The organism is Nitrosopumilus zosterae (assembly GCF_025998175.1).
Classification (GTDB): Archaea; Thermoproteota; Nitrososphaeria; order Nitrososphaerales; family Nitrosopumilaceae; genus Nitrosopumilus; species Nitrosopumilus zosterae.
On the sequence record NZ_AP026695.1, the window covers coordinates 1,739,146 to 1,763,674 of the forward strand.

General features: G+C 31.7%; 36 protein-coding genes. 18 read left to right on the forward strand and 18 right to left on the reverse strand.

Annotation, left to right across the window (positions count from 1 at the left end; genetic code table 11):
• Positions 1 to 7: 7 nt before the first annotated feature.
• The gene (locus OO712_RS10445) at positions 8 to 724 is read right to left on the reverse strand and encodes a phosphoadenylyl-sulfate reductase (RefSeq protein WP_109877625.1); all 717 of its coding nucleotides are present in this window, start codon (positions 722 to 724) and stop codon (positions 8 to 10) included.
• Between the two features lie 84 nt (positions 725 to 808).
• On the opposite strand from OO712_RS10445, the gene OO712_RS10450 reads away from it, so the two are divergent.
• From OO712_RS10450 to OO712_RS10465, 4 genes are all read left to right on the forward strand, one after another.
• Complete coding sequence (locus tag OO712_RS10450) at positions 809 to 1,924, forward strand: thiamine biosynthesis protein (RefSeq protein ID WP_109877624.1); 1,116 nt, start codon at positions 809 to 811, stop codon at positions 1,922 to 1,924.
• A gap of 30 nt (positions 1,925 to 1,954) precedes the next feature.
• On the forward strand, positions 1,955 to 3,187 hold the full coding sequence (locus tag OO712_RS10455; RefSeq protein WP_109877623.1) for a glycosyltransferase: 1,233 nt from the start codon (positions 1,955 to 1,957) through the stop codon (positions 3,185 to 3,187).
• Positions 3,188 to 3,339: 152 nt separating this feature from the next.
• Positions 3,340 to 3,651, forward strand: coding sequence for a hypothetical protein (locus OO712_RS10460; RefSeq protein WP_109877622.1), 312 nt, complete (start codon positions 3,340 to 3,342; stop codon positions 3,649 to 3,651).
• 12 nt (positions 3,652 to 3,663) lie between these two features.
• A complete protein-coding gene (locus OO712_RS10465) occupies positions 3,664 to 4,065 on the forward strand; it encodes a hypothetical protein (protein WP_109877621.1) in 402 nt (133 codons plus the stop codon).
• Between the two features lie 2 nt (positions 4,066 to 4,067).
• Here the strand turns inward: OO712_RS10465 and OO712_RS10470 are convergent, their stop codons facing one another.
• The 3 genes from OO712_RS10470 to OO712_RS10480 all read right to left on the reverse strand — a co-directional run bounded on the left by OO712_RS10470 (position 4,068) and on the right by OO712_RS10480 (position 6,195).
• Positions 4,068 to 4,868 carry an SDR family NAD(P)-dependent oxidoreductase gene (locus OO712_RS10470; RefSeq protein WP_109877620.1) on the reverse strand — a complete coding sequence of 267 codons (801 nt, stop codon included), beginning with the start codon at positions 4,866 to 4,868 and terminating at the stop codon, positions 4,068 to 4,070.
• A gap of 74 nt (positions 4,869 to 4,942) precedes the next feature.
• Entirely contained in the window at positions 4,943 to 5,950 is a 1,008-nt protein-coding gene (locus OO712_RS10475) for a lysylphosphatidylglycerol synthase transmembrane domain-containing protein (protein WP_109877619.1), read from the reverse strand.
• Positions 5,951 to 6,042: 92 nt separating this feature from the next.
• On the reverse strand, positions 6,043 to 6,195 hold the full coding sequence (locus tag OO712_RS10480) for a hypothetical protein (protein WP_200829113.1): 153 nt from the start codon (positions 6,193 to 6,195) through the stop codon (positions 6,043 to 6,045).
• Positions 6,196 to 6,330: 135 nt separating this feature from the next.
• On the opposite strand from OO712_RS10480, the gene OO712_RS10485 reads away from it, so the two are divergent.
• From OO712_RS10485 to OO712_RS10495, 3 genes are read left to right on the forward strand one after another with little or no spacing between them, the layout of a single operon-like run.
• Entirely contained in the window at positions 6,331 to 7,089 is a 759-nt protein-coding gene (locus OO712_RS10485; RefSeq protein WP_109877669.1) for a PRK13768 family protein, read from the forward strand.
• Positions 7,089 to 8,009, forward strand: a complete 921-nt coding sequence (locus tag OO712_RS10490; protein WP_109877618.1) for a homoserine kinase — start codon at positions 7,089 to 7,091, stop codon at positions 8,007 to 8,009. Before OO712_RS10485 ends, OO712_RS10490 begins: the two co-directional genes overlap by 1 nt.
• Before the next feature lie 10 nt (positions 8,010 to 8,019).
• A complete protein-coding gene (locus OO712_RS10495) occupies positions 8,020 to 8,694 on the forward strand; it encodes a 7-cyano-7-deazaguanine synthase (protein WP_109877617.1) in 675 nt (224 codons plus the stop codon).
• 2 nt (positions 8,695 to 8,696) lie between these two features.
• Here the strand turns inward: OO712_RS10495 and OO712_RS10500 are convergent, their stop codons facing one another.
• The 7 genes from OO712_RS10500 to OO712_RS10530 all read right to left on the reverse strand — a co-directional run bounded on the left by OO712_RS10500 (position 8,697) and on the right by OO712_RS10530 (position 12,963).
• On the reverse strand, positions 8,697 to 8,948 hold the full coding sequence (locus OO712_RS10500; protein ID WP_109877616.1) for a hypothetical protein: 252 nt from the start codon (positions 8,946 to 8,948) through the stop codon (positions 8,697 to 8,699).
• Between the two features lie 43 nt (positions 8,949 to 8,991).
• Positions 8,992 to 9,549, reverse strand: coding sequence for a GTP cyclohydrolase I FolE (folE, locus tag OO712_RS10505; protein ID WP_109877615.1), 558 nt, complete (start codon positions 9,547 to 9,549; stop codon positions 8,992 to 8,994).
• A gap of 63 nt (positions 9,550 to 9,612) precedes the next feature.
• On the reverse strand, positions 9,613 to 10,326 hold the full coding sequence (locus OO712_RS10510; RefSeq protein WP_109877614.1) for a 7-carboxy-7-deazaguanine synthase QueE: 714 nt from the start codon (positions 10,324 to 10,326) through the stop codon (positions 9,613 to 9,615).
• A gap of 41 nt (positions 10,327 to 10,367) precedes the next feature.
• Positions 10,368 to 10,562, reverse strand: coding sequence for a hypothetical protein (locus OO712_RS10515; RefSeq protein WP_109877613.1), 195 nt, complete (start codon positions 10,560 to 10,562; stop codon positions 10,368 to 10,370).
• Positions 10,563 to 10,607: 45 nt separating this feature from the next.
• Positions 10,608 to 11,642 (reverse strand): hypothetical protein, encoded by a 1,035-nt coding sequence (locus OO712_RS10520; protein WP_109877612.1) that lies wholly within the window; start codon positions 11,640 to 11,642, stop codon positions 10,608 to 10,610.
• Positions 11,639 to 12,670, reverse strand: a complete 1,032-nt coding sequence (locus tag OO712_RS10525; RefSeq protein ID WP_109877668.1) for a helix-turn-helix transcriptional regulator — start codon at positions 12,668 to 12,670, stop codon at positions 11,639 to 11,641. Before OO712_RS10525 ends, OO712_RS10520 begins: the two co-directional genes overlap by 4 nt.
• Before the next feature lie 5 nt (positions 12,671 to 12,675).
• Positions 12,676 to 12,963 carry a winged helix-turn-helix domain-containing protein gene (locus tag OO712_RS10530; protein ID WP_225866931.1) on the reverse strand — a complete coding sequence of 96 codons (288 nt, stop codon included), beginning with the start codon at positions 12,961 to 12,963 and terminating at the stop codon, positions 12,676 to 12,678.
• Positions 12,964 to 13,279: 316 nt separating this feature from the next.
• Here OO712_RS10530 and OO712_RS10535 point away from each other — a divergent pair, with 316 nt between their 5' ends.
• Both OO712_RS10535 and OO712_RS10540 read left to right on the forward strand, forming a co-directional pair.
• Positions 13,280 to 13,954 carry a hypothetical protein gene (locus OO712_RS10535; RefSeq protein WP_109877610.1) on the forward strand — a complete coding sequence of 225 codons (675 nt, stop codon included), beginning with the start codon at positions 13,280 to 13,282 and terminating at the stop codon, positions 13,952 to 13,954.
• A gap of 98 nt (positions 13,955 to 14,052) precedes the next feature.
• Positions 14,053 to 14,517 carry a transcriptional regulator gene (locus tag OO712_RS10540; protein WP_109877609.1) on the forward strand — a complete coding sequence of 155 codons (465 nt, stop codon included), beginning with the start codon at positions 14,053 to 14,055 and terminating at the stop codon, positions 14,515 to 14,517.
• Positions 14,518 to 14,527: 10 nt separating this feature from the next.
• Here the strand turns inward: OO712_RS10540 and OO712_RS10545 are convergent, their stop codons facing one another.
• Positions 14,528 to 15,169 carry a Snf7 family protein gene (locus OO712_RS10545; protein ID WP_109877608.1) on the reverse strand — a complete coding sequence of 214 codons (642 nt, stop codon included), beginning with the start codon at positions 15,167 to 15,169 and terminating at the stop codon, positions 14,528 to 14,530.
• 219 nt (positions 15,170 to 15,388) lie between these two features.
• Between OO712_RS10545 and OO712_RS10550 the strand changes: the two genes are divergently transcribed.
• From OO712_RS10550 to OO712_RS10565, 4 genes are all read left to right on the forward strand, one after another.
• Positions 15,389 to 15,820: a hypothetical protein gene (locus OO712_RS10550; RefSeq protein WP_109877607.1), complete on the forward strand. Its 432-nt coding sequence runs from the start codon at positions 15,389 to 15,391 to the stop codon at positions 15,818 to 15,820.
• Between the two features lie 264 nt (positions 15,821 to 16,084).
• A complete protein-coding gene (locus tag OO712_RS10555; protein WP_109877606.1) occupies positions 16,085 to 16,828 on the forward strand; it encodes an SDR family NAD(P)-dependent oxidoreductase in 744 nt (247 codons plus the stop codon).
• Between the two features lie 40 nt (positions 16,829 to 16,868).
• Complete coding sequence (locus OO712_RS10560; RefSeq protein WP_109877605.1) at positions 16,869 to 17,075, forward strand: hypothetical protein; 207 nt, start codon at positions 16,869 to 16,871, stop codon at positions 17,073 to 17,075.
• Between the two features lie 10 nt (positions 17,076 to 17,085).
• On the forward strand, positions 17,086 to 17,901 hold the full coding sequence (locus OO712_RS10565) for a 3'(2'),5'-bisphosphate nucleotidase CysQ family protein (protein ID WP_109877604.1): 816 nt from the start codon (positions 17,086 to 17,088) through the stop codon (positions 17,899 to 17,901).
• On the opposite strand, the gene cysC is transcribed toward OO712_RS10565, so the two are convergent.
• The gene (gene cysC / locus OO712_RS10570; protein ID WP_109877603.1) at positions 17,893 to 18,408 is read right to left on the reverse strand and encodes an adenylyl-sulfate kinase; all 516 of its coding nucleotides are present in this window, start codon (positions 18,406 to 18,408) and stop codon (positions 17,893 to 17,895) included. The genes OO712_RS10565 and cysC overlap by 9 nt on opposite strands.
• Before the next feature lie 32 nt (positions 18,409 to 18,440).
• Complete coding sequence (locus OO712_RS10575; protein WP_109877667.1) at positions 18,441 to 18,986, reverse strand: hemerythrin domain-containing protein; 546 nt, start codon at positions 18,984 to 18,986, stop codon at positions 18,441 to 18,443.
• A gap of 117 nt (positions 18,987 to 19,103) precedes the next feature.
• Here OO712_RS10575 and OO712_RS10580 point away from each other — a divergent pair, with 117 nt between their 5' ends.
• Complete coding sequence (locus tag OO712_RS10580; protein WP_109877602.1) at positions 19,104 to 20,561, forward strand: cation:proton antiporter; 1,458 nt, start codon at positions 19,104 to 19,106, stop codon at positions 20,559 to 20,561.
• Between the two features lies 1 nt (position 20,562).
• Here OO712_RS10580 and OO712_RS10585 read toward each other — a convergent pair whose 3' ends face one another.
• Entirely contained in the window at positions 20,563 to 21,468 is a 906-nt protein-coding gene (locus OO712_RS10585; RefSeq protein ID WP_109877601.1) for a transcription initiation factor IIB, read from the reverse strand.
• 123 nt (positions 21,469 to 21,591) lie between these two features.
• On the opposite strand from OO712_RS10585, the gene OO712_RS10590 reads away from it, so the two are divergent.
• A complete protein-coding gene (locus OO712_RS10590) occupies positions 21,592 to 22,542 on the forward strand; it encodes a COG1361 family protein (protein ID WP_109877600.1) in 951 nt (316 codons plus the stop codon).
• Here OO712_RS10590 and OO712_RS10595 read toward each other — a convergent pair.
• Positions 22,539 to 22,838, reverse strand: a complete 300-nt coding sequence (locus OO712_RS10595) for a hypothetical protein (protein ID WP_109877599.1) — start codon at positions 22,836 to 22,838, stop codon at positions 22,539 to 22,541. The two genes, OO712_RS10590 and OO712_RS10595, sit on opposite strands and share 4 nt — an antisense overlap.
• A gap of 107 nt (positions 22,839 to 22,945) precedes the next feature.
• Between OO712_RS10595 and OO712_RS10600 the strand changes: the two genes are divergently transcribed.
• A complete protein-coding gene (locus OO712_RS10600) occupies positions 22,946 to 23,155 on the forward strand; it encodes a hypothetical protein (protein ID WP_109877598.1) in 210 nt (69 codons plus the stop codon).
• Positions 23,156 to 23,254: 99 nt separating this feature from the next.
• Complete coding sequence (locus tag OO712_RS10605) at positions 23,255 to 23,527, forward strand: hypothetical protein (protein WP_109877597.1); 273 nt, start codon at positions 23,255 to 23,257, stop codon at positions 23,525 to 23,527.
• Here the strand turns inward: OO712_RS10605 and OO712_RS10610 are convergent, their stop codons facing one another.
• On the reverse strand, positions 23,528 to 23,758 hold the full coding sequence (locus OO712_RS10610; protein ID WP_109877666.1) for a hypothetical protein: 231 nt from the start codon (positions 23,756 to 23,758) through the stop codon (positions 23,528 to 23,530).
• Positions 23,759 to 23,763: 5 nt separating this feature from the next.
• Entirely contained in the window at positions 23,764 to 24,144 is a 381-nt protein-coding gene (gene crcB, locus OO712_RS10615) for a fluoride efflux transporter CrcB (protein ID WP_109877596.1), read from the reverse strand.
• 128 nt (positions 24,145 to 24,272) lie between these two features.
• Between crcB and OO712_RS10620 the strand changes: the two genes are divergently transcribed.
• Positions 24,273 to 24,464 carry a DUF1059 domain-containing protein gene (locus tag OO712_RS10620; RefSeq protein ID WP_109877595.1) on the forward strand — a complete coding sequence of 64 codons (192 nt, stop codon included), beginning with the start codon at positions 24,273 to 24,275 and terminating at the stop codon, positions 24,462 to 24,464.
• Positions 24,465 to 24,529: the final 65 nt, after the last annotated feature.

Consider the following 24,529-nt stretch of genomic DNA (forward strand, 5'->3'; position numbering starts at 1 on the left):
TATTTCTCTATTCAGGGTCTATATGAAGGCCACACTCTTTGTTTCCTCCTTGCTCCCACCACCATCTTCCTGCACGAATATCTTCTCCAGGTTTTACAGCCCTAGTACATGGTTCACAGCCAATGCTCGGATACCCTTTGTCAAGAAGACTATTGTATGGGAGATCATTCTTTTTGATATATTCTTGGATTTGTTCCCAAGTCCAATTAATAATTGGATTAATTTTTAGAATACCGCCATGTCCGTGATCAAGTTGAAACATGGTTACATTTTCTCGATTTTTTGTCTGCTCACGTCTCAATCCTGTTATCCATCCATCCAAAGTTTTCAGCATTTTGTTCATTGGATGAACTTTACGAATTTCACAACATAGTTTTCTATTTTCTATGCTTTCATAGAATAGATTCATTCCTTTTTCTCTAACCATATCTTCTACTTCCTTTGTATCAGGAAACAAGACTTCAATTGAAATATTGTATTTTTTACTGACAATGTCTATTATATCATAGGTTTCTTGTGGAAGTCTGCCAGTATCTAGTGTAAAGAAACGAAATTTAGGATTAATTTTTAGCATAATATCCATTACTACTGCGTCTTCTGCGCCAAAACTGGATGCCTTTGCAACTTTTGGGTGAAGGTTATCAGATACCCACTGAAGTGCTTCTTCAGTCGTGTTAATTTTGGAGTTTAGTTCATCTACTTGCTCTTGTGTGAATTGTTTCACATTTTTCAATAAAGTATTTGTTTTATATTGATTACCCGAAATTTTATCCTAAATTATAAACAAGTATATTTTAATTTAAAAAATATGGCCGAAATATCTTATGTAGTAGTTTTTCCAACAATTTTTTCAAAAAATAAAATTCCGCAATTAATTACAAATATAAAAAAAATTCTTAAGATAAAAAATCAGCAATTCAAATCAGTCAAACGTGATGATAATATTATTTTAGTTGATGCAAATGATCCTGTATTTGCATCATCTGCTATAAATTTATTATTTGGAATAGAAAAAATCGCTATTGCAAGACAAATAAAAAATGATTTTCAAGGAATTGTTTCAGAGATTACTGATGTAGGCGGTAATTTACTGCTTAAGGGAGAAAAATTTCTAGTTAAAGTGGAAGGAACATCAAAAGGATTTCTAACTAAAGATGTTGAAATTGCTGCGACATCAAACATTATAGAAAGAAAACAAAATCTTGGAGCTCATCCTGGAACTGATGAAAATCATGATAAAATATTGTATTCGTATTTGACAAAAAATAATGCATATATCTGCATTTTTTCGGATAAAGGAAACAATGGAATTCCATATGATGTAGAAAGTCAGAAAACAATTTGTGCTATATATGATGAATTATCAGCTGTTTCATGTTTTGAAACAATTAAGCAAGGAAATGATGTTAGAATAATCATTTGTTACAGACAGAAATCAGAATTGCAGAATCTTGCAAAAATTATTAATCAAATTCTACCACGATTAGCACAAGACAATGTAGAGTTGGAGTTCTTTGAATTAAAAATCAAACCAACAGGAATTAAAAATTATTTGATTTATGTTAACTCAATTTTAGAAATAATGTTACAGTATTCATACAATCGCATATCATTAGCTTTATCACCACTAGTTTTTTCTTCAGACTTTATTGATAATTCATTAAAATCTGTCTTTGAGAAAAAGAAAATCCCAATAATTCCACTTTCTGGAGTGGATGTAAATTTGTTTGATGACGCAAAAGAGATAGGATTAGAAAGAAATCTCAAAAAACTGGAAAATATAGTCACAATCACTTCTAATGAAGTTCCGGATTTTGCAAAAAAAGAAATGGAATTTGCTATCAGAACAAAGAAAAAGATTTCAGTTAAGGTAGGACCTAACAATGTTCATGATATTTTAGATTCATTTGAAGAAAATCACTGAGAATTTAAACGGCATAATTTGTTCCATATTGTGCTCAAAATAGGAGAATTCATCTATCCATGGGGAAGTGGTCATTATTCTAGAATGATGAGGCTAAATGAAGTATTAGGAGATCATATTAAAGAAGAATTTGAAGTTCATTTTTCAAGCAAGGATCATGTTTATGAAAAATTATTAAAAAAATTTCCAGAGCAAAAAGAAAAAATTCACGAGATTTTAATGCCAACCCCAATTGATGGGAAATTTGGTCCAAGCGTTACAATGTCTTTGATGAATCTATTATTACCAATTTCAAAAAATCCTCCATTAGTAAGACAGATTGCAAATTATTTGAGGGAAGAAAGAAAACTGTACAATAAAGAAAGATTTGATTTGGTGATCAATGATGGGGATATGGGTTCAAACATCATAGCTAAAAATCGAAATATTCCAAGTTTATTTATAACAAATCAATTTAGACCAAAATTATACAATTCAAGAGCATATCTGTATCCATCATTAATTTTTGTAGCAAAACAAATTGCAAAAGCAACAAAAATTCTTGTTGCAGATTCACCACCACCATATACAATGTGTGAATACAATCTAAATTTAACGGATGATGTAAAAGAAAAAGTTGTCTATGTAGGACAGTTTACTAGTAAACAAATTAAAAATGAAGAAAAAACAGATCTTGAGAAATTGGTCGAGAACAATGAATTTGGATACTGGATGAGAACAGGAAATAAATCTACAAATGATGGAACTGGGCAGAGATATGAAAAAGTTTTTCATCAAGATAATATGAGAAATGAAAAAAGGGTTATTTCACATGCAAGAAATGATCCAAATATTGATTCAGTAATAGGAAAAAACGGTAATAAATATTCAGTTTCAGAAGCATTAGATAAAAAAGTAGATTGGATTCAAATCGATATTGGTTTTCTTTCAGAGCAGGAAAAAGATACGATTTTGAATTTGTGTAAATATGCAGTAGTTAATGGTTCACACACAGTAATGGGTGAGATAATGGGAGGAAAATCAAAGCCAATAATCGGGATTCCAATTTATGATGAGCATACAAACAATATCTTATGGGCACAAGAGAAGAATTTAGGGATACTTGCTACAAAAACAACTCAAGTAATTGATGCAATATACAAGATTAAGAATAATTACGAAGAATTTGAAGGAAATTTGGACGAGTTTTCAAAAAAATTTGTTCCTAATGGAGCAGAAAATTCGGCAAAAATTGCCGCTGAAATTTTGGAAGAAAAGAGATAATAGATTATTTTTGGAATTTTGCTCATCTGGCACGCGGGATTTCGATGGGCGAACGGACCGCAAGGGATGATGAAAAAATCCGCGTGTCAGATGAATATCGATCTGTAAAGATGTGGGAACGCTTTTATGGAAAAAATTAAGCAAAATCAACAGTGCCTAACTGTCCAGAATGTACATCACGAGAAAAAAAGAAAATAGAAGCAAAATATGAGGAAGAGATTCCTGAAGAAGAAAGGAGTAGAGACGCCTTATTCAAATTATTTGATGAAATTGACATTCCAATGAAAATGGATGAAAAAAACAGAAGACATTTCATTTGTAAACGGTGTGGATTATACGCAACCAGAGAAGAGATTTCCGATATAAGATTCAAATTAAATCAAAGAGAAAGAACACGTGATGACAAACATGATGACTATCTAGAGTGGTGGTCAAAAAGTAAAAAAGAAAAAGCTGAAAGCTAGAGTGAGTATAGTATGGTAAAAAAGAAAGAAGGCGATATTCCTGATTGGGTTACAGACGAAATACAAAATGCAAAATTTCAGAAGCCTCAAGAGATGAAAAAGACAGGATATGTCTTAGAAATGTATAATGAAGACAATAAGATAGACGCCCAGTTATACGATCCGGTTGAAGATGGGAGACACATAGTAACAATGGATTTATCTAAAAAGATCAAAATTGACGATTTGGAAAAAGGAGTTGTGTATGAATTTACTTTTGATCAACATAAGGCTCCATTAAGTAAAAAAGTTTCAGAATATCTTGAAAAAGAAAAAGAAATAGAGATGAATGCAATTTATCAATTTGAATTAAAATCATTGGAATTGCTAGATGTGGGCTCAAGTGAAGCTGCAGATGATGATCTAGAAGAATAAACTTAGTTCTGTTTTGTACAATCTAACTGTTTTTTGAATGATTTTCCTAGTATTGGATTGATAAAAAAAGGAAATGTGCTTTTCATCCATATTGCTCCACGTACAACTGAGGGTACAACAATTTCTAATCGTGAAGAGTTTGCGGCTTTGAGAATTGCTTTTGCAACAGTTTTAGCATCAAGGGATGTTGGTGAATATTTTGGCATTTTTTCAAATGAAGAATGATCAAAAAAGTTAGTTCTTACCATAATTGGACTAACAACTGTAATTCCTATTCCAGTATTTTTTAATTCATGTTTAAGACCTTCGGAAAATCCCAACATTGCAAATTTGGATGCACAGTATGAAGCGATTCCAGGTAAACCAAAACTTGCTGCAACAGATGCAATGTTGACTATGTGACCAGATTTTTTCTTTAACATTGATGGAAGAAAATTTTTGATACAGTAAACCATACCAAAATAATTCGTTTCCATCTGTGATTCTATATCATCAATAGAAAGACTAGAAACAGAACCATATATTGCAAATCCAGCATTATTTATCAAAATATCAATAGAATCAAATTTTTCTAAAACTATTTTTGACATTTCTTTAACCTGCTCCTTTTTTGAAACATCACATTGGCAAACAAATGTAGTTACATTAAATTTTTTTAATTCATTTGCAACTTGTTCAAGCTTATCTATTTTTCTTGCAACTAAAATTATGTTTGAACCCAGTTTTGCAAATTCTATTGCAGTTTCTCTACCTATTCCAGATGATGCGCCAGTAATTAGAACTACTTTATTTTTGAAATTCACAGATCAAAAAAAATCATTAGAAGATAAAGTGGTTTCTATAATGGATTTTTATCATATAAACAAGAAATCTTTATTCAAGATTTTGATATTTTACTTAAGGCTAACTTTACTAAAAGTAGCCAAGTAATTACTATGGGTACATAGTATGTTGCAATTCTCCAGCCAATAACGGAATTCCATCCAACAATGTCCTCAGATATTTCAAATGCAAATGGATCTAAATTATTTAGATATGCAACAATTCCAAATTCAGCAAGCCCTGATCCACCAATAGTGATTGGCAAGTTTCCAATTGCATTTGCTCCCATTACAGCCATTATAGAATCAAATGAAGAAATGACAAATCCTGTTCCCATTGCAATAACCATAAAAGAAATTCCATAAAATGACCAAGATGCAAGTGAAAACAAGAATGAAATTGTAAAGATTTTTTTCGATTCAGGAGTTTTTAGATTTTCTCTACTCATAGTACATACTTCTTCCATCCAAGTGTTTGTTTTTTTAATGGCTTTGGCACCTTTTTCTTTTCCGAATCTTTTTGTCAAATTTTCTAGTATTTTTGGAACTTGAAATGTACGTTTAGAAGAAAGAAAGAACATCACCATCCATAAAGATGTAATAACAATACTAACGGCTAAAATAACAGCTGCTACTACATATGCGCCATTTAACAAAGCAATAATTCCCGCCATTATTGATAGCAACCCTGCTGCAAATACTTCAGTTACTATATCCATAATGGCAATCCATGCTGCTTTTGCTGGATTGACTCCCTTCTTGTGTAAATAATAGATCACAACTAATTCTGCTCCAACAAACATAGGAGTTGTAAATTTGATGAATTCGCTTCCAATTCTTACACCAGTTAATTTGAAAAATGAGTCAAAGCTTCCAAGATATTTTCTCGTAATATATGCAAATTTGATTCCCTGCAGACCTAATTTGATCATCATTACTATAATTGCACCAACAAATGGAAATATTCCGATTGCCAGCAAATCATCTAATTGAATATCGAATTGAATAGCTATTATGAAGATAGGAATTAGAGTAACAGGAATAGCAACAAGTCTCCAGTTCATTTGATAATTTTTTTGAGGATTCAAATATGAAAGTTGACTAGACGCCTAGTCATCAAAACATACACGGTAAAAATTAGGCATGAAAAATTGATTTAATTCATATTTTTGGGTTGGTTTTCAAGGTCTTGTTTTAGTTCTGCAAATAACGAGTCTAGCATATCAAAATTTGAGAGATTTCTTTCTCTAAGGAGTTTTAACACTAAATCTTTTAGATAATTTTCTTTTTCAGATATACTTTCAATCACAAATAAAATAAAAAAAGAATTAGATAAAGAGAAGGTGGAATATTATGAATTTTTTTAATACCAATTTGGAATTTCTTAGAGAATTCAGATAATCAAGTTAGTTTGAAATATAAGCAAATAAAGAATCAGACAGGTTTGAAAACAATTTTTATTTCTGGTACAGCTGGTTCTGGAAAATCATTACTTACATCAAAATTACATGATTATTATACAAAAAATGGAGCGTTTGTAGCCGTTTTGAATTTAGATCCTGGTGTAGAAAATATACCATATACTTGTGATGTTGATGTTAGAGATTATGTAGATATTGTATCCATAATGCATCAATACGATCTTGGTCCAAACGGTGCCATGATAATGGCAAATGATTTGATTGCATCAAAAATTGATGATATTCAGAATGAAGTAAATAGAATAAATCCCGATTATCTAATTGTTGATACACCAGGTCAAATTGAGTTATTTGCATATCGTTCCAGTGGTCGTTTTCTTGTGGAAAATATTTCATCAGATGAAAAAACAAATATTTTTCTCTTCGATGGTGCTCTGGTTACCACTCCAGTTAATTTTGTTTCAATTGCACTTCTTGCAACATCAATAAGATTACGTTTGAATTTATCTACAATTAATGTAGTTACCAAAATAGATCTTATTCAAGACAAATTAAAAGAAATATTACAATGGTCAACAAATTTGAATACGTTAGAAAATGCAATTGCTAAAGAAGCAGACGGTGATACATACTCATTGACAACTAATATTTTACGAGGTTTGAATCTAGGTGGCTTTGCTCAAGGTTTGATTCCAATCTCTAATGTAACAGGAGAAGGTCTTGTAAATCTCCAAGGTGCGTTAAGCAGAATTCTTAATTTGGGTGAAGAGGTGGAAGATTAATGGAATCAATTTCTATAAAAGCACCATCGTCAACTGCAAATCTAGGTCCAGGATTTGATGTTTTTGGATTGGCAATAGATGCATTTTATGATGAAATTACGCTGACTAAAACAAAAGGTGGAATTACAATAATTACTCAAGATGATATTCCTACAAATCCTGAAAATAATACAGCCGGTTTAGTTGTAAAAAATATGAAAAACAAATTTAAAATAAAAAAAGGAATTGAAATTAAAATAAAAAAAGGAGTTCCTGCTGGATTTGGAATGGGTAGTAGTGCTGCATCAGCAGCGGCTACTGCAGTAGCATTTGATAGATTGTTTGGACTTGGACTTGATGAAAACACTCTGGTAGAATTTGCAGGTTTTGGTGAAAAAGCTAGTGCAGGAACTGTTCATTATGATAATGTCGCTGCATCTGTTTTAGGAGGATTTGTTATTGTGAAAACTAATCCTTTAGAGGTAATTAGGATAGATCCTCCAATTAATCTTCGAATGTGTGTTGCAGTTCCAAAACTTGATGTTCCAAAAAAGAAAACCAAAGTATCAAGAGGAGTTATTCCAAAAAAAGTAAAATTAACAGACAGTATTTTGAACATATCTAACGCCTCTGCGATTGTTGCAGGGTTTATGAAAAAAGATCCAGAACTAATTGGAAATTCAATTAAGGATGTAATAGTTGAACCCGCAAGACAACATATGATTCCAGGTTATGTTAAAGTAAAGCAAAATGCTCTAAAAGCAGGAGCATTAGGAGTAACAATTAGTGGTGCAGGTCCATCAATAATTGCATTTTCACAAAAATCTGCAAACTTAAAAAAGATTAGTTTGGCAATGTCTAAGGGATTTGCATCTGCAAAGATTGAATGTCAGACAATAATCTGTAAACCCAGTAAAGGTGCTGTAGATAAAAGAAAATGATTTGTAGGGTATGAAAAAAGCAGTCATAGTATTTAGTGGAGGAGTAGACTCTGTTTGTGCAGTTTCATTTTTAAAATCAAAATATGAATTATATGGAATTACATTTTCTTACGGACAAAAGGCAAGTAATGAAATAACAGCAGCAAAATCTTTTGCAAAAAAACTTGGATTAAAACAGCATAAAATTATCGATATTGGTTTTATGAAAGAACTGTATGGTGATTCGAATGTTTTGACAAGTTCAAAAAAGAAAATTCCAAGTGAATTTGAATATTCAATAGTAGTTCCAATTAGAAATGCAGTATTTTTATCAATAGCGTCTGCTTGGGCATTTACCCTTAATGCCTCGCTGGTTGCATACGGTGCACATACTGGAGATACACACTATCCAGATTGTAGACCTCTTTTTGCAAAAAAACTTGAAGCAGCATTTAATCAAGGAGAGATTGATGGAATTAAATCAAAAATACGGAAAAATATAGAAATTTGGTCACCATATAGAAAGGGTCTATCAAAAAGCGATTTACTAAAATCAGGAATGAAGGTATTGGGAGATTCTATTTTTAAAACTTGGAGTTGTTATTCAAATAAAAAATATCATTGTGGGATTTGTGAATCATGTAATAATAGAAAAGATGCATTTGAAAAAGCGGGCATCATAGATAAAACAGAATATGTAGAATAATTCTAGTATTTGTTTTGAAGAATTTTCTTTTTTAGAATAAAACCTCTTATTCCAATATACCATGCTAAAAATATCAATCCCACAATTCCCATGAAGACATAATTTTGTAGTTCAGGAGTAAGATTCTCAAATGAGTTAGTAATTTCTCTAGATACTAACATAGAGATTGCAATAACAATTCCAAATTCAATTGCATACCATGTCCAACTAGGCCAAGATTCTTTTGGAATGTGAACATATGGATTTGCTCCCATGTGGATAATCAAAAATGATGATTATTTAATTTTTCAGTATTGCCTAAAAGGAAGAGTATGATGTGCGTTTTCTGATAAGTGTCATAATTCCTGCTTTTTCTTCTTTATTTTCATAAATTCCTCTAAATGCGGATGAGGAGAGTGTTGCATCGTTTCTAACACCTCTCATTTTCATACAGAGGTGTTCTGCATCAGCTAAAACAACAACTCCTTTTACACCTTGAGAGTATAATTCATCAGCAATATTTTTGGTCAGGCGCTCTTGAATTTGTAGTCTCTTTGAATACTTTTCAACCAATCTAACAAGTTTTGATATTCCAAAAACTCTTCCATTTGGAGAATAAGCAATGTGAATTTTTCCAAAAAAGGGCAACATGTGATGTTCACACATTGAATAAAATTGAATATCTCGTGCTATTACTACATCAGAGTCTTCTGAAAATTGTACAGATAGTTCTGAATCAGAATCATATCCTTCAAAAATTTCTTTGTACATGCTTGCGATTCTATCTGGAGTTTCCCGTAGTCCCTCACGTGTAGGATCCTCCCCAATTTCAATAATTAATTCTCTTACAAGTTTTTTTACACGTTCTTTATCCATGCACATTTTCACAGAATTTTTCTAGTATTTGAACCTAGTTAGGTTTTCAGTCAAGTAGTAACTTTATGGGGCTCCTATGAATTTGTGTAATTGAGGAACTACCTTGACATCTATATAATATGGATACACAACATCATACAAATTTAATAAAAGATCCAATGATGGTTCAGAAATACCATATGTAGGTTGGATGATAAATCCATCTATATCGTCTTTAGAAACAATCTTGAAAATTTGGTTTACTAATTCTTTGAATTCATCTAACTTAGTTTTAGAGCTAACGACAATTTTGATATAAGTTATTTTTTTAGCTTCGATAGATGATTTGAGACATTTCATTGTATTATCAATCAATTTTTCATAATGATCAGAATCTACAAAATCAGAATCTTTTGTTTTAAATTCAATTTTTACAATATCGATGAATGGTAATACATGGTTGAATCTATCAATATCAAAACATGATGATTCAAGATATGTAGGAATTTTTTTATCTTGAACATGTTTTGCAAGTAATGCTACAGCTTGATGTTGAATTAGAGGATCACCGCCAGTAAAATTTACTTTGTAAGTTTGTCTTTGAAGATTTGAATCAATTAATCTATTTGCTTCTTCAATAGCATATTCCGTTCCAGAATCAAGTGGAAGAGATTCTTTAGTGTCACAGTAAAAACAAGTAAATGGACAGCCAGCAAGTCTAATAAAAAGAGTCTTTGTTCCATAAAGAATTCCTTCGCCTTCAACTGATGTAAATATCTCAAATAATCTTACTTTCAAGTAATAATTGTAATTTTTTTCATTATTTATTCAATGAGTTTCTAGTGCATTACGGGTTGTTTAGTATAAAATAATCCTGAGATGAAAAATACTACTCCCAAAATTCCAATAGTGCTTCCAATTAGCTCTACTTGATTTTGAAAAACTCCTTCAAGTGGAGCCCACAACCAAGCCATCAAAGCACCAACAATAATCATAGGGATGCCTACTCCAACTGTAATTGATTTTGAGGCCATATGCTCATGCTGTTTAGAAAATGTATATGAAGTTTATGATAAGTATCAAAGAGAATTTTTAATTTCTTCTAATTGTTTTGCTAAATCTCTCAATAATTGATTAGCATTATCAAATTCTCCATCATACAAATATCTTTTAATGGTTTGAAGTGTTTCTTTGGCGTCAACCAAAATATCGTGATCTACTCCATCTATTTGAGATAACTGTGATATAGTTTTTTCAATCTGTAATACTCTAGATTCAAGTCTATCATTTTTTGTTAGTTCAAACTGTTTTTTTATTGATAAAATTTTTCTAATTTCTTGTACAATATCTGCAGGATTATCTGCAGAAGAGAGGTTTTCTCTTGCATTTTCCAGTTTATTTATAATTTCATCAGATAGACCCTGTTTTTTGGCATTTTCAATTAGTCTATCTAATTGCTCCAGATATTGTTGAGCATATTCTTTAGCACGTTGAGATTCTTGTTTTGCAGCTTCCTCACGAATTTCTTTATTGATTTCTACAACAATTTCCTGAATTTTTTGAAGTGTTTCTGATGCTAATGAAAATTGATTATCACTAATTTGTTGTCTAGATAATTCGAATAATTTATCTAGTTCAGAAAAATCGATTGAAGTTTCGTATTTTTCAGCAAGTGATTTTAGATTATTTACATAAACTTGTAATCTTTGAATATCATTTGATGGATCTTTAGCAGTTGATCTTGCAGGATTTGTAGGTGTTTCTTCTGAAATATCTCTAGATGATTTAGCGGCAGCATCATCTGATGTTGATAAATGTCTAGAAATTTCAGTAAATATTTTCATTGCTGAAAGAAAATGCTCCTTTGCTGAAACAGTGTCATTATTTCTAATTGCTTTTTCTAGATAATTGACGTTTTGAATTCCTTCTTCAAATAATCTTTTTATTTCATCTGGGGATTCAGAAGAAATTTGGTTTTGAATTTGGTTTTGTGCACGTTTTGCAAGTTTTAAAAGAATTGATGGATCATCTTGAGCATAAATACTATTTGTTATTCCACCTAGAGCCATACTTGCTACTAAAATCAATAATCCAAAAGTCACTATCGTATTCATTCTTCATCCTCCAATACTTTCTTTAGTTTAACCAGATTTTGTAGATCTTTTTTAGAAATTTCAATTACTCCTTGTCTTTCTAGTCGTTTTACTGCTCTCCACATTGTTGTTCTTGGTTGAAGGAATTTTTTCCGCAAATCACTTTCTAAAACTTGTCCACCATTTTCAGAAATAAATTTTATAATTTCTTTATCATCTTCGCGCATTTCAGGCCTTAGATTGAAAATGGTTTCAGTATCAAGGGAATCAATATTTGTTTCAGATTTAGGAGATTCGTTTTCTAAAATGGACAATGATTGCGTTTGTTTTCTTTTAATTAAAATTATTCCTCCAACTATAGCTGCTGCAATAGATACACCAATAATAGATATTGTAAAAATATCAACGCTAAATTGTTCTGGATCTGTTACTGGCGGGCTTATTACTGGTGGATTTGTAGTTCCAAGAATATAATTAATTTCAGACAAGCCGGTACTTAGTTCTAATTGTGTTTGATCATTTACTATGATCATATTTGATGGCAATGCATTCATACCAACAATAATCGAGTTTTGAGGCATAAGTAACGAGTAATTAGTTGGCGAATCAAGAGAGAAAGTCCATACTCTTCCTTCTTTTGAAATTAAATCATGAATATCATAATCAATTGTAATAGAAGATGAGCCAAAAGTATCGATGGTTACTTTATCATCAACAATTTCACTAGATAACAAAAAGCCATTTTCGCTAACCGCTACAAAATTGTCAATTGATGGACCAAATAATTTAATCTCAAAATCTGGATTTAATGGATCTACATCCAAATTAGATGATACATGTACTGAACCATCTGAATAAAGAATAAGATCAAGAGTTCGAGTAGAGCTGAATGAGGTCTGAATAGGCATCGCAAGCGCAACAACGATAAAGCTAGCTATTATCAAAGGTGCTTTTACCATTGTTTCGATGATACCCTCAGTCCTTACAAAAAGCATTCCATCTTCTCGAAGAAACTCTTTCCTATGAATTGGTACGATTTCTGGATTCAATGGATTCAATACCTCAGATTCATGCTTTCTACTAATCCCTGAAACCTCTTAAATTCCTGGAAAAATTGAAGTCCTTTTTCGGTAATCAAAAAGACCCTATTCCTATCATTTTTGACGGATTCTACTAAGCCGGCTTCTACCAGTTTCTCACATTTGTCTAGTACTGCATAGTGAGATAGGTTGGCTTTACGAGAGATTGCAGATACAATGATTCCACTACGACCGCCATCGGCGGTAACGTCTAAGATATCACCCATTATGCCCATTTCGGACCTGTATTGTTGTTTTGACATGCATTAGTATACAACTACTTAGTTTATGAGGGACATTTTGAAACTTCATAGCGGAACACAAAGCGGAACGCTCATTCCAGTGAAAAAAATGATAATTTTTATCAAAATTTGATGCGATGAGGAAAAATAGGGTAAAACTCATGCCTGAAAAAATGATTATCCAAGTTGGAATTTCTGAAAAAATTCTAGTTTTACATGACTTGATAAAAATGATTTAGTTTTCAGATATTTTTGGAAAATTTATTAAAATTTTGTATATAAAGAACAGGATGTTTCCTAGCCGTTCCTAAACTATCATGTTAGTAATGATTACTCAATGGTAAAAATCCAAAAAAGAACCATTAGAGGAATAATCATCCTTTTGATGCTTTTTGCTTCACCATTATCTGTAAACTATTCGTTTGCTGAATCAGAAGACAGTCAAGAGGAAAAGGTAAAAGTTTCAAAAACCATTAAAAAAGATAGACTTTGGGCAATTCTAACTGAAAAAGTAGTTGATGGGAAGTTAGAACTGCAGCGTTATGCTTTACCTGCTAATCTTTCAGAAGAGGATTTACAGAGAATGCCCATTAAAGACCAAACATCTGGTTGGGCATATGTAAACTATAAGGCATTTCACTCTGGAATTGTACTTTTTGATGGAAAAGCATCAAAAGTTGGAGACAATTTATGGAAGATTTCAGGAAAAAGTGAATTAAATCTTGAAGAAAGAAAGTTTGACTTAGAAATAAGTGGAAAATCTAATGATTCACATGATGTAATACATGAAATAGTCTCAGATGAGGATTTCAGTTACAAAGTAATATTTTCTGGAAAAATAACAGAAACCGATGAGGAAAATGAGTTTGCTATTTCTTTTCTTATCTCAGGTTTAAAAAATATTGAGACAGAACAAAATATCAAGCTTTTACAGATTGGAGAATTAAGCATTAATTCAGAAGAATCTAATAGTTTTACTCAAGAATTTAGAAACTCAATATCGGTGAAATAATCACCATTTTTTTCTTTAATTGAATAAAAATCATTCACAAGGTCAGCTTTGAGATTCATAATAACTTTTTATTCCCATTTTGAAAAGAAAATCATAAAATGTTTGATAAATTCAAAAATGAAGGAGGAGAAATGGTAAAAGAAAATGTCAATTCAGAAGAATCTGTAGAAGCAGATTCAACAATTGAATCTACTAGTGAGATTGGAATTGGAGAGTTGATGGGTAAACGTGCAAAATTAGAAGAGGCAATAGATTATGTAGGTTTAATGATTAAAAATCTTAAAGACAAGAGAACTTTACTTGAAAAGGACATTGAGGAAGAATCTGTAGACATCAAAAATCTTAAAGAAAAGTTACAAAAAGTCAGTGAATACATAGACGAGGAAAATAGAGGAATTCATGAGCTTACAAAAAAGAGACAGCAGGTAGAAAATGAGGCAGATGAGGTAGGTTCGATTATCAATACTTTAAGAGAGAAACTCTCAGGTGTGGATAAAGTAATTGATGATGAAGGCAATAGGGTTAAGAGAATTAAAGAATCTAGAGAATCATTAACTGATTAAAAAAATTTGTTCAGTAGAATTTTGTGCTAGTTGCTTCTTTAGTATTTGTAGGAACTGAAGGGAACATTTGACCAGTTGAACTTTCTGCAACAGCTGCAGCCTCTTTTAATATACTCTCAGATTCTGCATTAGTGGTTGCATCCATTCCAAATGCTGCATCACCTGAGAAACTTTCAGTCATGAATCCACCTAACATTTCTGCCATTTGGCCAATTTCTTGTTCAGCTCCTGGCATTATTTTTCCTAATGATGATTTTAGATTTTTCATTAACCCCATTGTTGGCATGATTGCTACAACTGTGTCTCCAAGATCACTACAGGTAGTTAATCTCAATTCAATTTGTTCCAATGCTATTCTGGCACTACTTAAAATTTTTGTAACTTTTCGTACCTCTGCTAATTCATTTCCTAAAACTTTTGAAGTCTGAGTATCATGTTTTTGTGTTGCATCTACAATTCTTTGAAATAGTTTTGCATCACGTTCTTGTAAATTTGTTAACATTGAATCTAATTTTCTAATTTGATTTTGTAATTTTTTAATACCTTCTTGGACTCTTGGTTTTAATGCACCTTTTGGTTTAATAGTATCATTAATTTTTTCAGATATACTAGGCTGTGGTTGTTTTGACCAATCTTTAGTTAAGTTAGGCATAATTTCAATAATAGAATATGTACTTAATCTCAAGAGTAAATAATGCTTAACAGTACATTAAATTTTACTAGCTAAACTAAACAGTAGAAATAGGATCTTGTCATCAGGTTCATATTTTTGATAGGTCATTTTGGAAATCAATGACTTAAATCTGTCATTAATAAAGTCATAATTCCTTTTATAGTAAGTATTTTAATAATTGATTTTGGATTTGATTTAATGAACAAAAAAATTATTGTGATTCCCATAGTAGCTTTAATTGTAGTTTTTGTAGTAAATTTTTCATTAGAACAACCTGAGAGGGAGGGAAATACGGTGTTTCATGTAACTCTTGCAGATCCTAATCTTTATTCGAATGGAGTTTATTCTGATTCATTTGTTTTGGATGAAGGTCAATACTCATTTAGATTTGTTCCAAATGGAAGCAGTCCAGAAATTTTATCAATTTCATTAAATGGAGAGAGTTTTAATTTTATTGAAGATTTTAAGCTTGAAAGCACATCACATCAAACAGGAATTTCCGAATATTTTACCTGGAAATATACTGGAAAAGAAATACTTGAAATTTCTGAAAAACAAGAAATTTCTATCATCATTAATCCAAATGGAAAAATTATGGGTTCTGTATCTGTGTATATCTTACAAAATTAAGAGGCGTAAACCCCTTTACTGCAGAACTCTGAGAGATTTCCTCTCTTTCTCAGATGCTAAATATCTGATTACCTTTTTTGTTCTGCGGGGTTACGCTGTTTTAGTCGATAGAATTTATATCTATTGACATTATAATATATACAAACTCTAAGTATTTAAAATTTTATATGAAATATTATAAAAACATAGATAGTTTTTTAAAAAAAATTATACCTAATTATGTGTTAATGGAGGTATAAATTACGATTTTTCAATTAAAAACTATTGAAATTATCTGGTAAAGTTGCAATAGTTACTGGCGGAAGTCGGGGTATAGGTTTTGCTACTGCAAGAATTTTATCTGAAAATGGTGCAACAGTAGTTCTAACAGCAAAAAATCAAGAAAGATTAGAAAAGGCATCATCCGAAATTCCAAATTCATTAGGAATAGCTGCAGATATCAAAAACAAAAATGATGTAAAAAATGTAGTGAGTAAAACAGTTGCAAAGTTTGGGCAAATAGATATTCTTGTAAATAATGCTGGAATTTTTCCAAAAATTAAGGAATTACATATGATTGATGAGGATGAATGGAATGAGATTTTGGACGTTAATCTTACAGGACAATTTAGATTTACTAAGGAAGCAATTCCATATCTACAGAAGACATCTGGTTCAATAATTAACATTTCATCTGATGCAGGATTGAAGGCATATCAGGGATTTAATGCGGATGCATATTCTGCAACAAAAGCCGCATTGATTTTGCTGACAAAGTGTTGGGCATTAGAATATGCTAAAGATAAGATCCGAGTAAATTGTATTTGTCCAGGAGTAGTTGATACAGATATGACAAAACCATTTTTGAAAACTCAAAAAGATAAAGAATTCATGGATAATGAACATCCAATAGGTAGAATTGGTCAGCCAGAAGAAGTAGGAAAGGCAGTTTTGTATTTTGCATCAGATGATGCGTCTTGGACTACAGGGGCAATTCTTGCTGTAGACGGAGGAGAATCAATAAAATGAATGCATATGAATTTAATACGACTTAGGAGAACAAAAAATGATGAAAAATAAAAAATCAAAAGCTAAATTGATAATATTATTAGGAGTTATTTGGGTGCTAATTACATTACCTCTTCCATGGATAGTGAATAATTCAGAAGTTTCAGAATCTCAATTCAATACTATTCTTGGAATAATTGGAATTATGTCAATACCATTTATTGTTCTAGGAGTTGCATGGACGTTAAAACCAGAACTTACAACTTAGGTAATTTCAATTGAAAGATATTCCAATAATTGATAAAATTCCTGAATTAGAAATTGCTATCAAGGCTGTAGAAGATGCTGGAAAAGCTATTTTGGAAATTTATCAAGGAAATTTTGAATCATTTACAAAAAGTGATGACTCCCCAATTACTGAGGCAGATATTAAAAGTAATAATATCATTAAAGAGATTCTTTCACAAACAAAATATCCAATTTTATCTGAAGAAGACAAGGACGATCTTAGTAGACTATCAAAAGATATGATATGGATAGTGGATCCACTTGATGGAACTTCTGATTTTATTGATAAAACAGGCGAATTCACTGTTATGATTGGATTAATTAAAAATAAAAAACCAATTCTTGGGATAATTGGTTGGCCAACAGAAAAAACGATATTTGTTGCACAAAAAGGAAGTGGGGCATTTAGATATTCAAATGGTGAATGGAAGAAAATTACTGTAACAAAAGTTGCAGATATTTCGAAATGCAGAACTGTTGGATCAAGACATCATTTGTCTGATAAAGAAAAAGCATTCATCAAAAAATTAGGTATTGAAGATTTTACAAGTATCGGTAGTTCATTAAAAGTAGGAAAAATTAGCTCAGGTGAAGCTGAGGCATATATTACAACTACAAATAAAATGAAAGAGTGGGATTCTGCAGCTTCTTATTGTATTATTTCTGAAGCTGGAGGAAAAATGACAGATATGTTAGGAAATGATATCACGTACAATAACAAAGAAGTTAATCATCAAAATGGAATTTTAGTAACAAATGGACTAATTCATGATAAAATTATTGATGAATTTAAAAAATTAGAGTAGGTTTCTTTCTTTAAGAAAGTCCTTTACTTTGTTTGCACTGTCTGAAAGAGGTTCATTTTCTGTATCAATTACTAAATCTGCCTTTTCTGGAGCTTCATAAGGATCATCAATTCCGGTAAAACCTTTGATTTCTCCTTTTCTTGCCTTGGCATACATACCTTTGACATCTCTTTCCTCACATTTTGCAAGTGAACATTTCACATAAACTTCTGCAAATTGATTTCCGGCATTAATTATTTCTCTAGCATTTTTTCGGTTTTCAGAATACGGAGAAACTAGTGATACCACGCTTGGAACACCATGATTTAACAAAAGTTTTGCCAGGTGAGCTACTTTTTTGTTATGTTCATCTCTGCCTGCCTTTGAAAAATCTTTTGGGGAGAACCATTCTCTCAATTCATCTCCGTCAAGCATTGCCAAATTTGGAATATCTTTTTGCAAGTCTTTTACGATGGTGGTCTTTCCTGAACAAGGAAGGCCTGTCATCCAAAGAACAAAAGGTTTCATAAACAAAAATATCTAAACAACCCATAAAGAGCTTACGTTAATTTAGCCCACGGTTGATTTTCTAAATAATCAATCTCTGCAATCATCTCATCTACTTTTTTTACTATAGCAAATACTGATCTGTATTGTTCATACATTTCAATTTCTTCTTCTTGAGATAAGACATTTGCTTCTGCGTCATCAAAAAATTTATTTTCTTTGGTGAGATGATCATTTAAGAAAATGGCATACGTCCTCAAGTATCTCGATACAGGCTCTTGTGCATCTTCCCCTTCTTTCCATCTTTTTAGATGATGTGATATTTGTCTAGCAATGTTTCTTCCAAATTCGTGTTCTATCATAAATTTTCTAATTTCTTCTTTTAGAGAATCATAACTTGCAACACATGGAAAATACGAATCTTCTTCTCTTGAGTGATGGATAGAATCAATAAATTCTGAAATTATCATGGTAATTTTTGTTAGGTCTGAAAAGGGAATTTTTGTTCCTTTATAGAGTTCTTCAGAACATTTTAGAACTATCTTCTCTAGACGACGAACTTGATCATGATCAGCACGTAGTTGATTTGTAGCACTCAAGTAAGATAAGTACAATAAATGCTGATTTAATGTGTATCTAAAATCAATCAAGGAGCTAAATTTATCAAATAAATCTGATTTAACTTCCCTCTAGAAATATTTAGATTCAGACATATAATGAGTTTCATAGTTTTGTCTGTATTGCAGTTGTTTAGAGGACAAATTGATGGATTGGAAACATTGTTTAATTTTGATTCAAGTTCGATTTTAACTAAAATTACAGAGTTACAAAGTTCTATAGCAGCGTTATCTATTCAGGATGGTCCAATTGCTTCAGCACATGTAATTTTACTTGCAGCAGGTGTTGTTATTTTTCTAGGAGTTGCAGGTGAGGCGTTCTTTAAAAAAACAGGAATTCCCGATGTTGCATTTTTAATGATTCTTGGAGTAATTATAGGTCCAGTATTTGGTTTAATTCAACCAGAAGCAGTAATCCAAGTTGTTCCATACTTTGCGGCACTAGCACTAATTATTATCATGTTTGATGGAGGATTAAATCTAGACATCAAACATGTTATAAGAACTGCTCATTTCTCAGTTACATTAGCAATTTTAGGTTTTATTTTATCTGTTGCAATAATCACATTTGCTGCTCATTTTGCCTTGGGTTGGTTATGGTTAGAAAGTATTTTGTTAGGTTCAATTGTTGGCGGAAGCAGTTCTGCTATTGTTTTTGGCCTTGTCAGAAATATCAAAATTTCTGAAGAGACAAAGTCTATGTTAAGTTTTGAATCTGCGCTAACAGATATCTTAGCTACAATTATTGCATTCATATTATTTGAAGCAGTACTTGTAGGACATTTTGATCTGCAAACATTAGAAGAAACGCTTGGAAGAGCAGTTGTTGTGGGTTTGGTGCTTGGGTTTGGTGTAGGAATTCCTTGGATGTATGTTTCAACAAAGCTTGGAAATGCTCAACATGCATACATGCTAACATTAGGTGTTTTGTTTGTTTTATTTTTCTTGGCAAATTCATTTGGGGAATCCGGAGCTTTGACAGCGTTAGTATTTGGTTTAATGATTGGAAACAAAAGACATCTTTCAAAAATACTCAGATTTAAGCTACCAAAAATTGAGATGGATGATCCAACACATAATCAACTTACATTTTTGGTAAGATCATTCTTTTTTGTATTTGTAGGATTGATGGCAAGTTTTGGACAAGTAGAGTATCTTATCTTTGGTGTTCTAATTACAATTGTAATTTATTTTGGAAGAATGTTTGTTGGCAAAATAACCCTAACCAAGAAATTCTCGTTATTAGACAAGGCAGTTACAAATGCGATGATACCAAGAGGACTGGCAGCTGCAGTACTCGCTACATATCCAATTACGATGGGAATATCAAATGCAGAAGCATATCCACAGCTTGTTTTCTTTATCATCTTATCATCAGTGATAATTACAACAATAGGATTGGGAAAATCAAAGAAGATTCCTCCTCCCGAATCAGTGGAAGGTGGTTTTGTTAAACCAACTAAAGGAGATTCGGATGAAGGCATATTTACTGACGATCATATAGATAAATCAGTTGGAGGTGGTTTTGTTAAACCAACTGAAGATTCTCAAAAATAGATCACAGATCTAATGATTCTTTGAGGCCTTTGTATCTATTTCTAATAGTTACTTCAGTTACATTTGCAGCTTCCGCAATATCACGCTGAGTCTTGTCCTCACCATTTTTTACACAAGATAGATACAATGCAGCAGCTGCCAACCCCATAGGATCTTTTCCAGCTGATACTTCATTGTCTTGAGCCATTTTTAGCACCTTTGTCGCATATCTTTTTGTTTTCTCTGCAATTCCAATTCTGCTTGCAATTCTTGCAACACATTGAATTGAATCAGTTACTGGCATCTTCAAGTCAAGCTCTTTGACTAGCAATCTGTAACATCTTGCAATATCTTTTCTTTTGATGTTTGCTGCTTGCTCTACATCTTTGAGATTTCTTGGAGTTTCAGTATCTCTGCATGCAGCATAAAGAGCAGATGCCATCAAAGCTGAAATCGAGCGACCTCGAACTAGACCTTTCTCGAGTGCTTTTCTATAAATGTAGGCTGCTTTTTCAATAACTGCATCAGATATTGCTAGTTTGTCTTTTAGTCTGTTTAATTCGCTAAATGCCTGTCGGAAATTTCTGTCAACTGGTTCATGAACTTGACTTCTACTATCCCAAGTTCTGAGTCTTTCAATAGTACTTTTCATTGATGCTGTTAGAGGTCTACCTGATGCATCTTTGTTTATAGGATTAATTATTGTTGCAAGACCCATGTCATGCATTGTTAGTGATGTTGGAGCACCGGCTCTTGCCTTGTTTCCTCCTTCATCTTGGGTAAAGGATCTCCATTCAGGTCCTGCTTCTTGCAGTTTTTCAGTAATTACAAATCCGCACTTTGAGCAAAACATTTCTCCCGATTCATTATCAGTAACTAGTTTTCCTTGTGCACATCGTGGACATAGATCCTTGCCTTTACTTACCATGATTATTTCAGGAATCCTCTTTTTTATGGTATTTATGAATCAACAAGTTTTTTCTTCAAATTTCATGCCAAAAATGAGGCTAACAATAATACTGAATAGTCATTATTGAATTAAAGTAAGAGTATGAAGTTTCTTTGGTTGATTCCATTGGTAATCGGAGTCTTTGTTTTGGTTCCAGATATTGATGCAGAAACTATTACACGGAATCTAGAAGGCGGGATGGATATTCAAATTACATATCCTGAAGAGATAGTAGTAGGTAGAGAAGGTGTTATTTCTATTTTAGTTAAAAACAACGGATGGGAAAATAAGGAAAATATTTCGTTTGGAATTTCATTATCAGCTATACCGGGACTAATCACAGAGCCATCAGATAAGATTACTTTGGAAAAACTTGCTCAAGGAGGATCATACGGTGAAAATATCAGTTTGCAAATTCCTAGTGACGCAAGTTTGGGAGTACATTATCTAAATTTAAAATACTCTCATGTTCTTGTTGCAAATAATGAAACACCAAAACCGCCTTTTTTTCATGACATTGCAATTCCTTTGACAATAAAGAAAGACCCAAGTGTAACAATTCACACAAAAATGCCTGAATCAATTTTTTCAAATGCCGAGTTTCCAATAGAAATTGAAGTATTATCAAAGGACATTGACATTACAAATGTTGGAATCAAGATTATCCCTCCAAAAGATATAGAATTTAGAGGAGAAACACTGCATACATTCTCAAATATTCAAAAAAACATGCCTATAGCAGTTACATCTCAAATCATTACACCAGTTAAAGAAGTCAATACAGAATACAAGCTTCCATTTCAAATCATTGTTACATATACAGATGATATAGGATTAGACAAAGAAGATTCGCAAACAGTCTCGGTGGTTTTACGACCTAGGACATTTATGGAATTAACCACAGACGGTGGAATTTGGATTGGCAGTTTTTTTATTGCTCCATATGTGAGTCTTGGAACAATTATTGGAATTCCTGCAGGAGCAATCATATCACTACTAATTAGGAAAAAACAGAATTCTAGTAAAAAACGAACAAAAAAGAAAAAACTCTAAGACTCTAATTTTTCTTTAATTTTTTGAATGTATTTCTCATTATATACATTGAATAGTTTTATTTTGTTTTGCGCCAAAGCCATAGCACCAGGTCTACTGTTAATGTGATCTTCAGCAATTTTTTGTTCTTTTAATAATTTTTCAAGATTGTCTTTTGAGGATGATTCTAGTTTGGAAAGTAAAGTTGTAAGTTCTTTTTCAAGATTGTCTTTGGTATTAGGAATTTCGGGTGGATCAGAGCCAATAATTTCCTTTGTAGTAATATTTCCAAATACTTTCTTGTCTAATTCAAGCAATAATAAAAAACAGAGAAAGTGGTATAAATTTTATTTTATAATTTTCCATACAAGTGAGTGCAGTGCAATCAAACGTTTTATCTTTTTGATAATTTTAGTCTTCATTAATGGCTTATTGTATAGGTGAATGTAAAAAATACAAGGCTCTCAAACCATTACAGATTGGCAGATATGCAGCTGGACAAAAAAGATGTAATTATTGTGAAATATTTGTAGAAATTGATGGAATTATTTGTCCATGCTGTAAAAGCCAGTTACGATGCTTACCTAGAAGTAGAAAAGGAAAAGAAAAATACCTTGCTCAAATTGTAAGATAAATCAATGAAAGATTAATTATTTTAAAAAAACTATATTTTAGATTTTTTCATGCCTAAGAATTAAAGTTCTATTTATAAGAAATCACTACAAGTAAGAATATGGCAATTCCAGCAGATGTTGAAGAGTATGTTGAAAAACATATCAAGTTAATGATTTCCCAGACTGAGACATATTTGCCATTTATCAAAGTTGCATTTCCATATTCAAATAATGTAGCAGATGGAGTTTACAGTCTAATTATTGGAAGTGCATTATCTGTATTTGTAAATCAATTTGCAATGAAAATGAAGTATCCAACTGCAGAAGATTTTACAGACTTTGGAAAGATTGCTATAAAATACAGAGATCAAGTAGACAAGTTTTTTACATAATTAGGCAAGTTCGCCTAAAAAATGAACAATATCATTAGTTACAACAACTGTTCTATCTTTTGGAACATGGTATAGTTTTTTTGAACCATTACTTGATTGAATTATAATTTTTGAGAATGGATCTTTGAGAGATTTGTAAAGAATGCCCTTTTCTCCAACTGATTGCGACCAATGAGTTCCTTGGACAAAAGATATTGTTTGAAATTTGACTACTTGATATGAGAAGACCATTTGCATTAATTGTTAATTATTGCACTCATTAAGGATTTTCCCCCAATTAATGCTGTAATTGATAAGCCAATATTTGCAATTATATTGATTACAAGTGCCCCATAGTGATTATTCTCAAGCAAATTGCTTGAATCAAGTGCAAATGATGACATTGTAGTAAGTGAACCGCAGAACCCTACTGCAGCAAAAAGAGAATATCTGCCATCAAGATTCCATTGTTCCGAAAATACTACAAATGCACCAAGGATAAATGCACCAATAACATTGACTATCAAAACATTGACAGGCAATGTATTGAAAAGTAAAGGAGATTCAGTAATTTTGTATCTTAGAAATGCTCCAAATACTGAACCAACTGCAAGAAAAACAAATTCTAAACCTTTCATCTATACCATCTAATTATTTGGCATTATTAGTGCTATTTGGGGGGGATTTGGGTAAATTCATACCTAATTTTGTTTTTTCAGAGATACATGTCTATGGTTTTTATAGGTTCAATTATTTTCCAGACTAAATGACCCTTAAACTAAGATGCAATGACTATGGTTTTGAATGTGAATTCATTCTAGATGAAGAGAAAACCGTAGGATTGATCGAAAAATTAAGAAATCATTTTGAAGAGGAACATGGAATCGATTATACAATTGAAGCAGTCACTCAAATGATTACAAACCGTGGACATTCTTTAGAATCAATAAAAAAATAGATTTTTCCTAAAAAAATATTTTTATTTTTAACATTTATTATATTGTGTATCGTATACGATTTAAG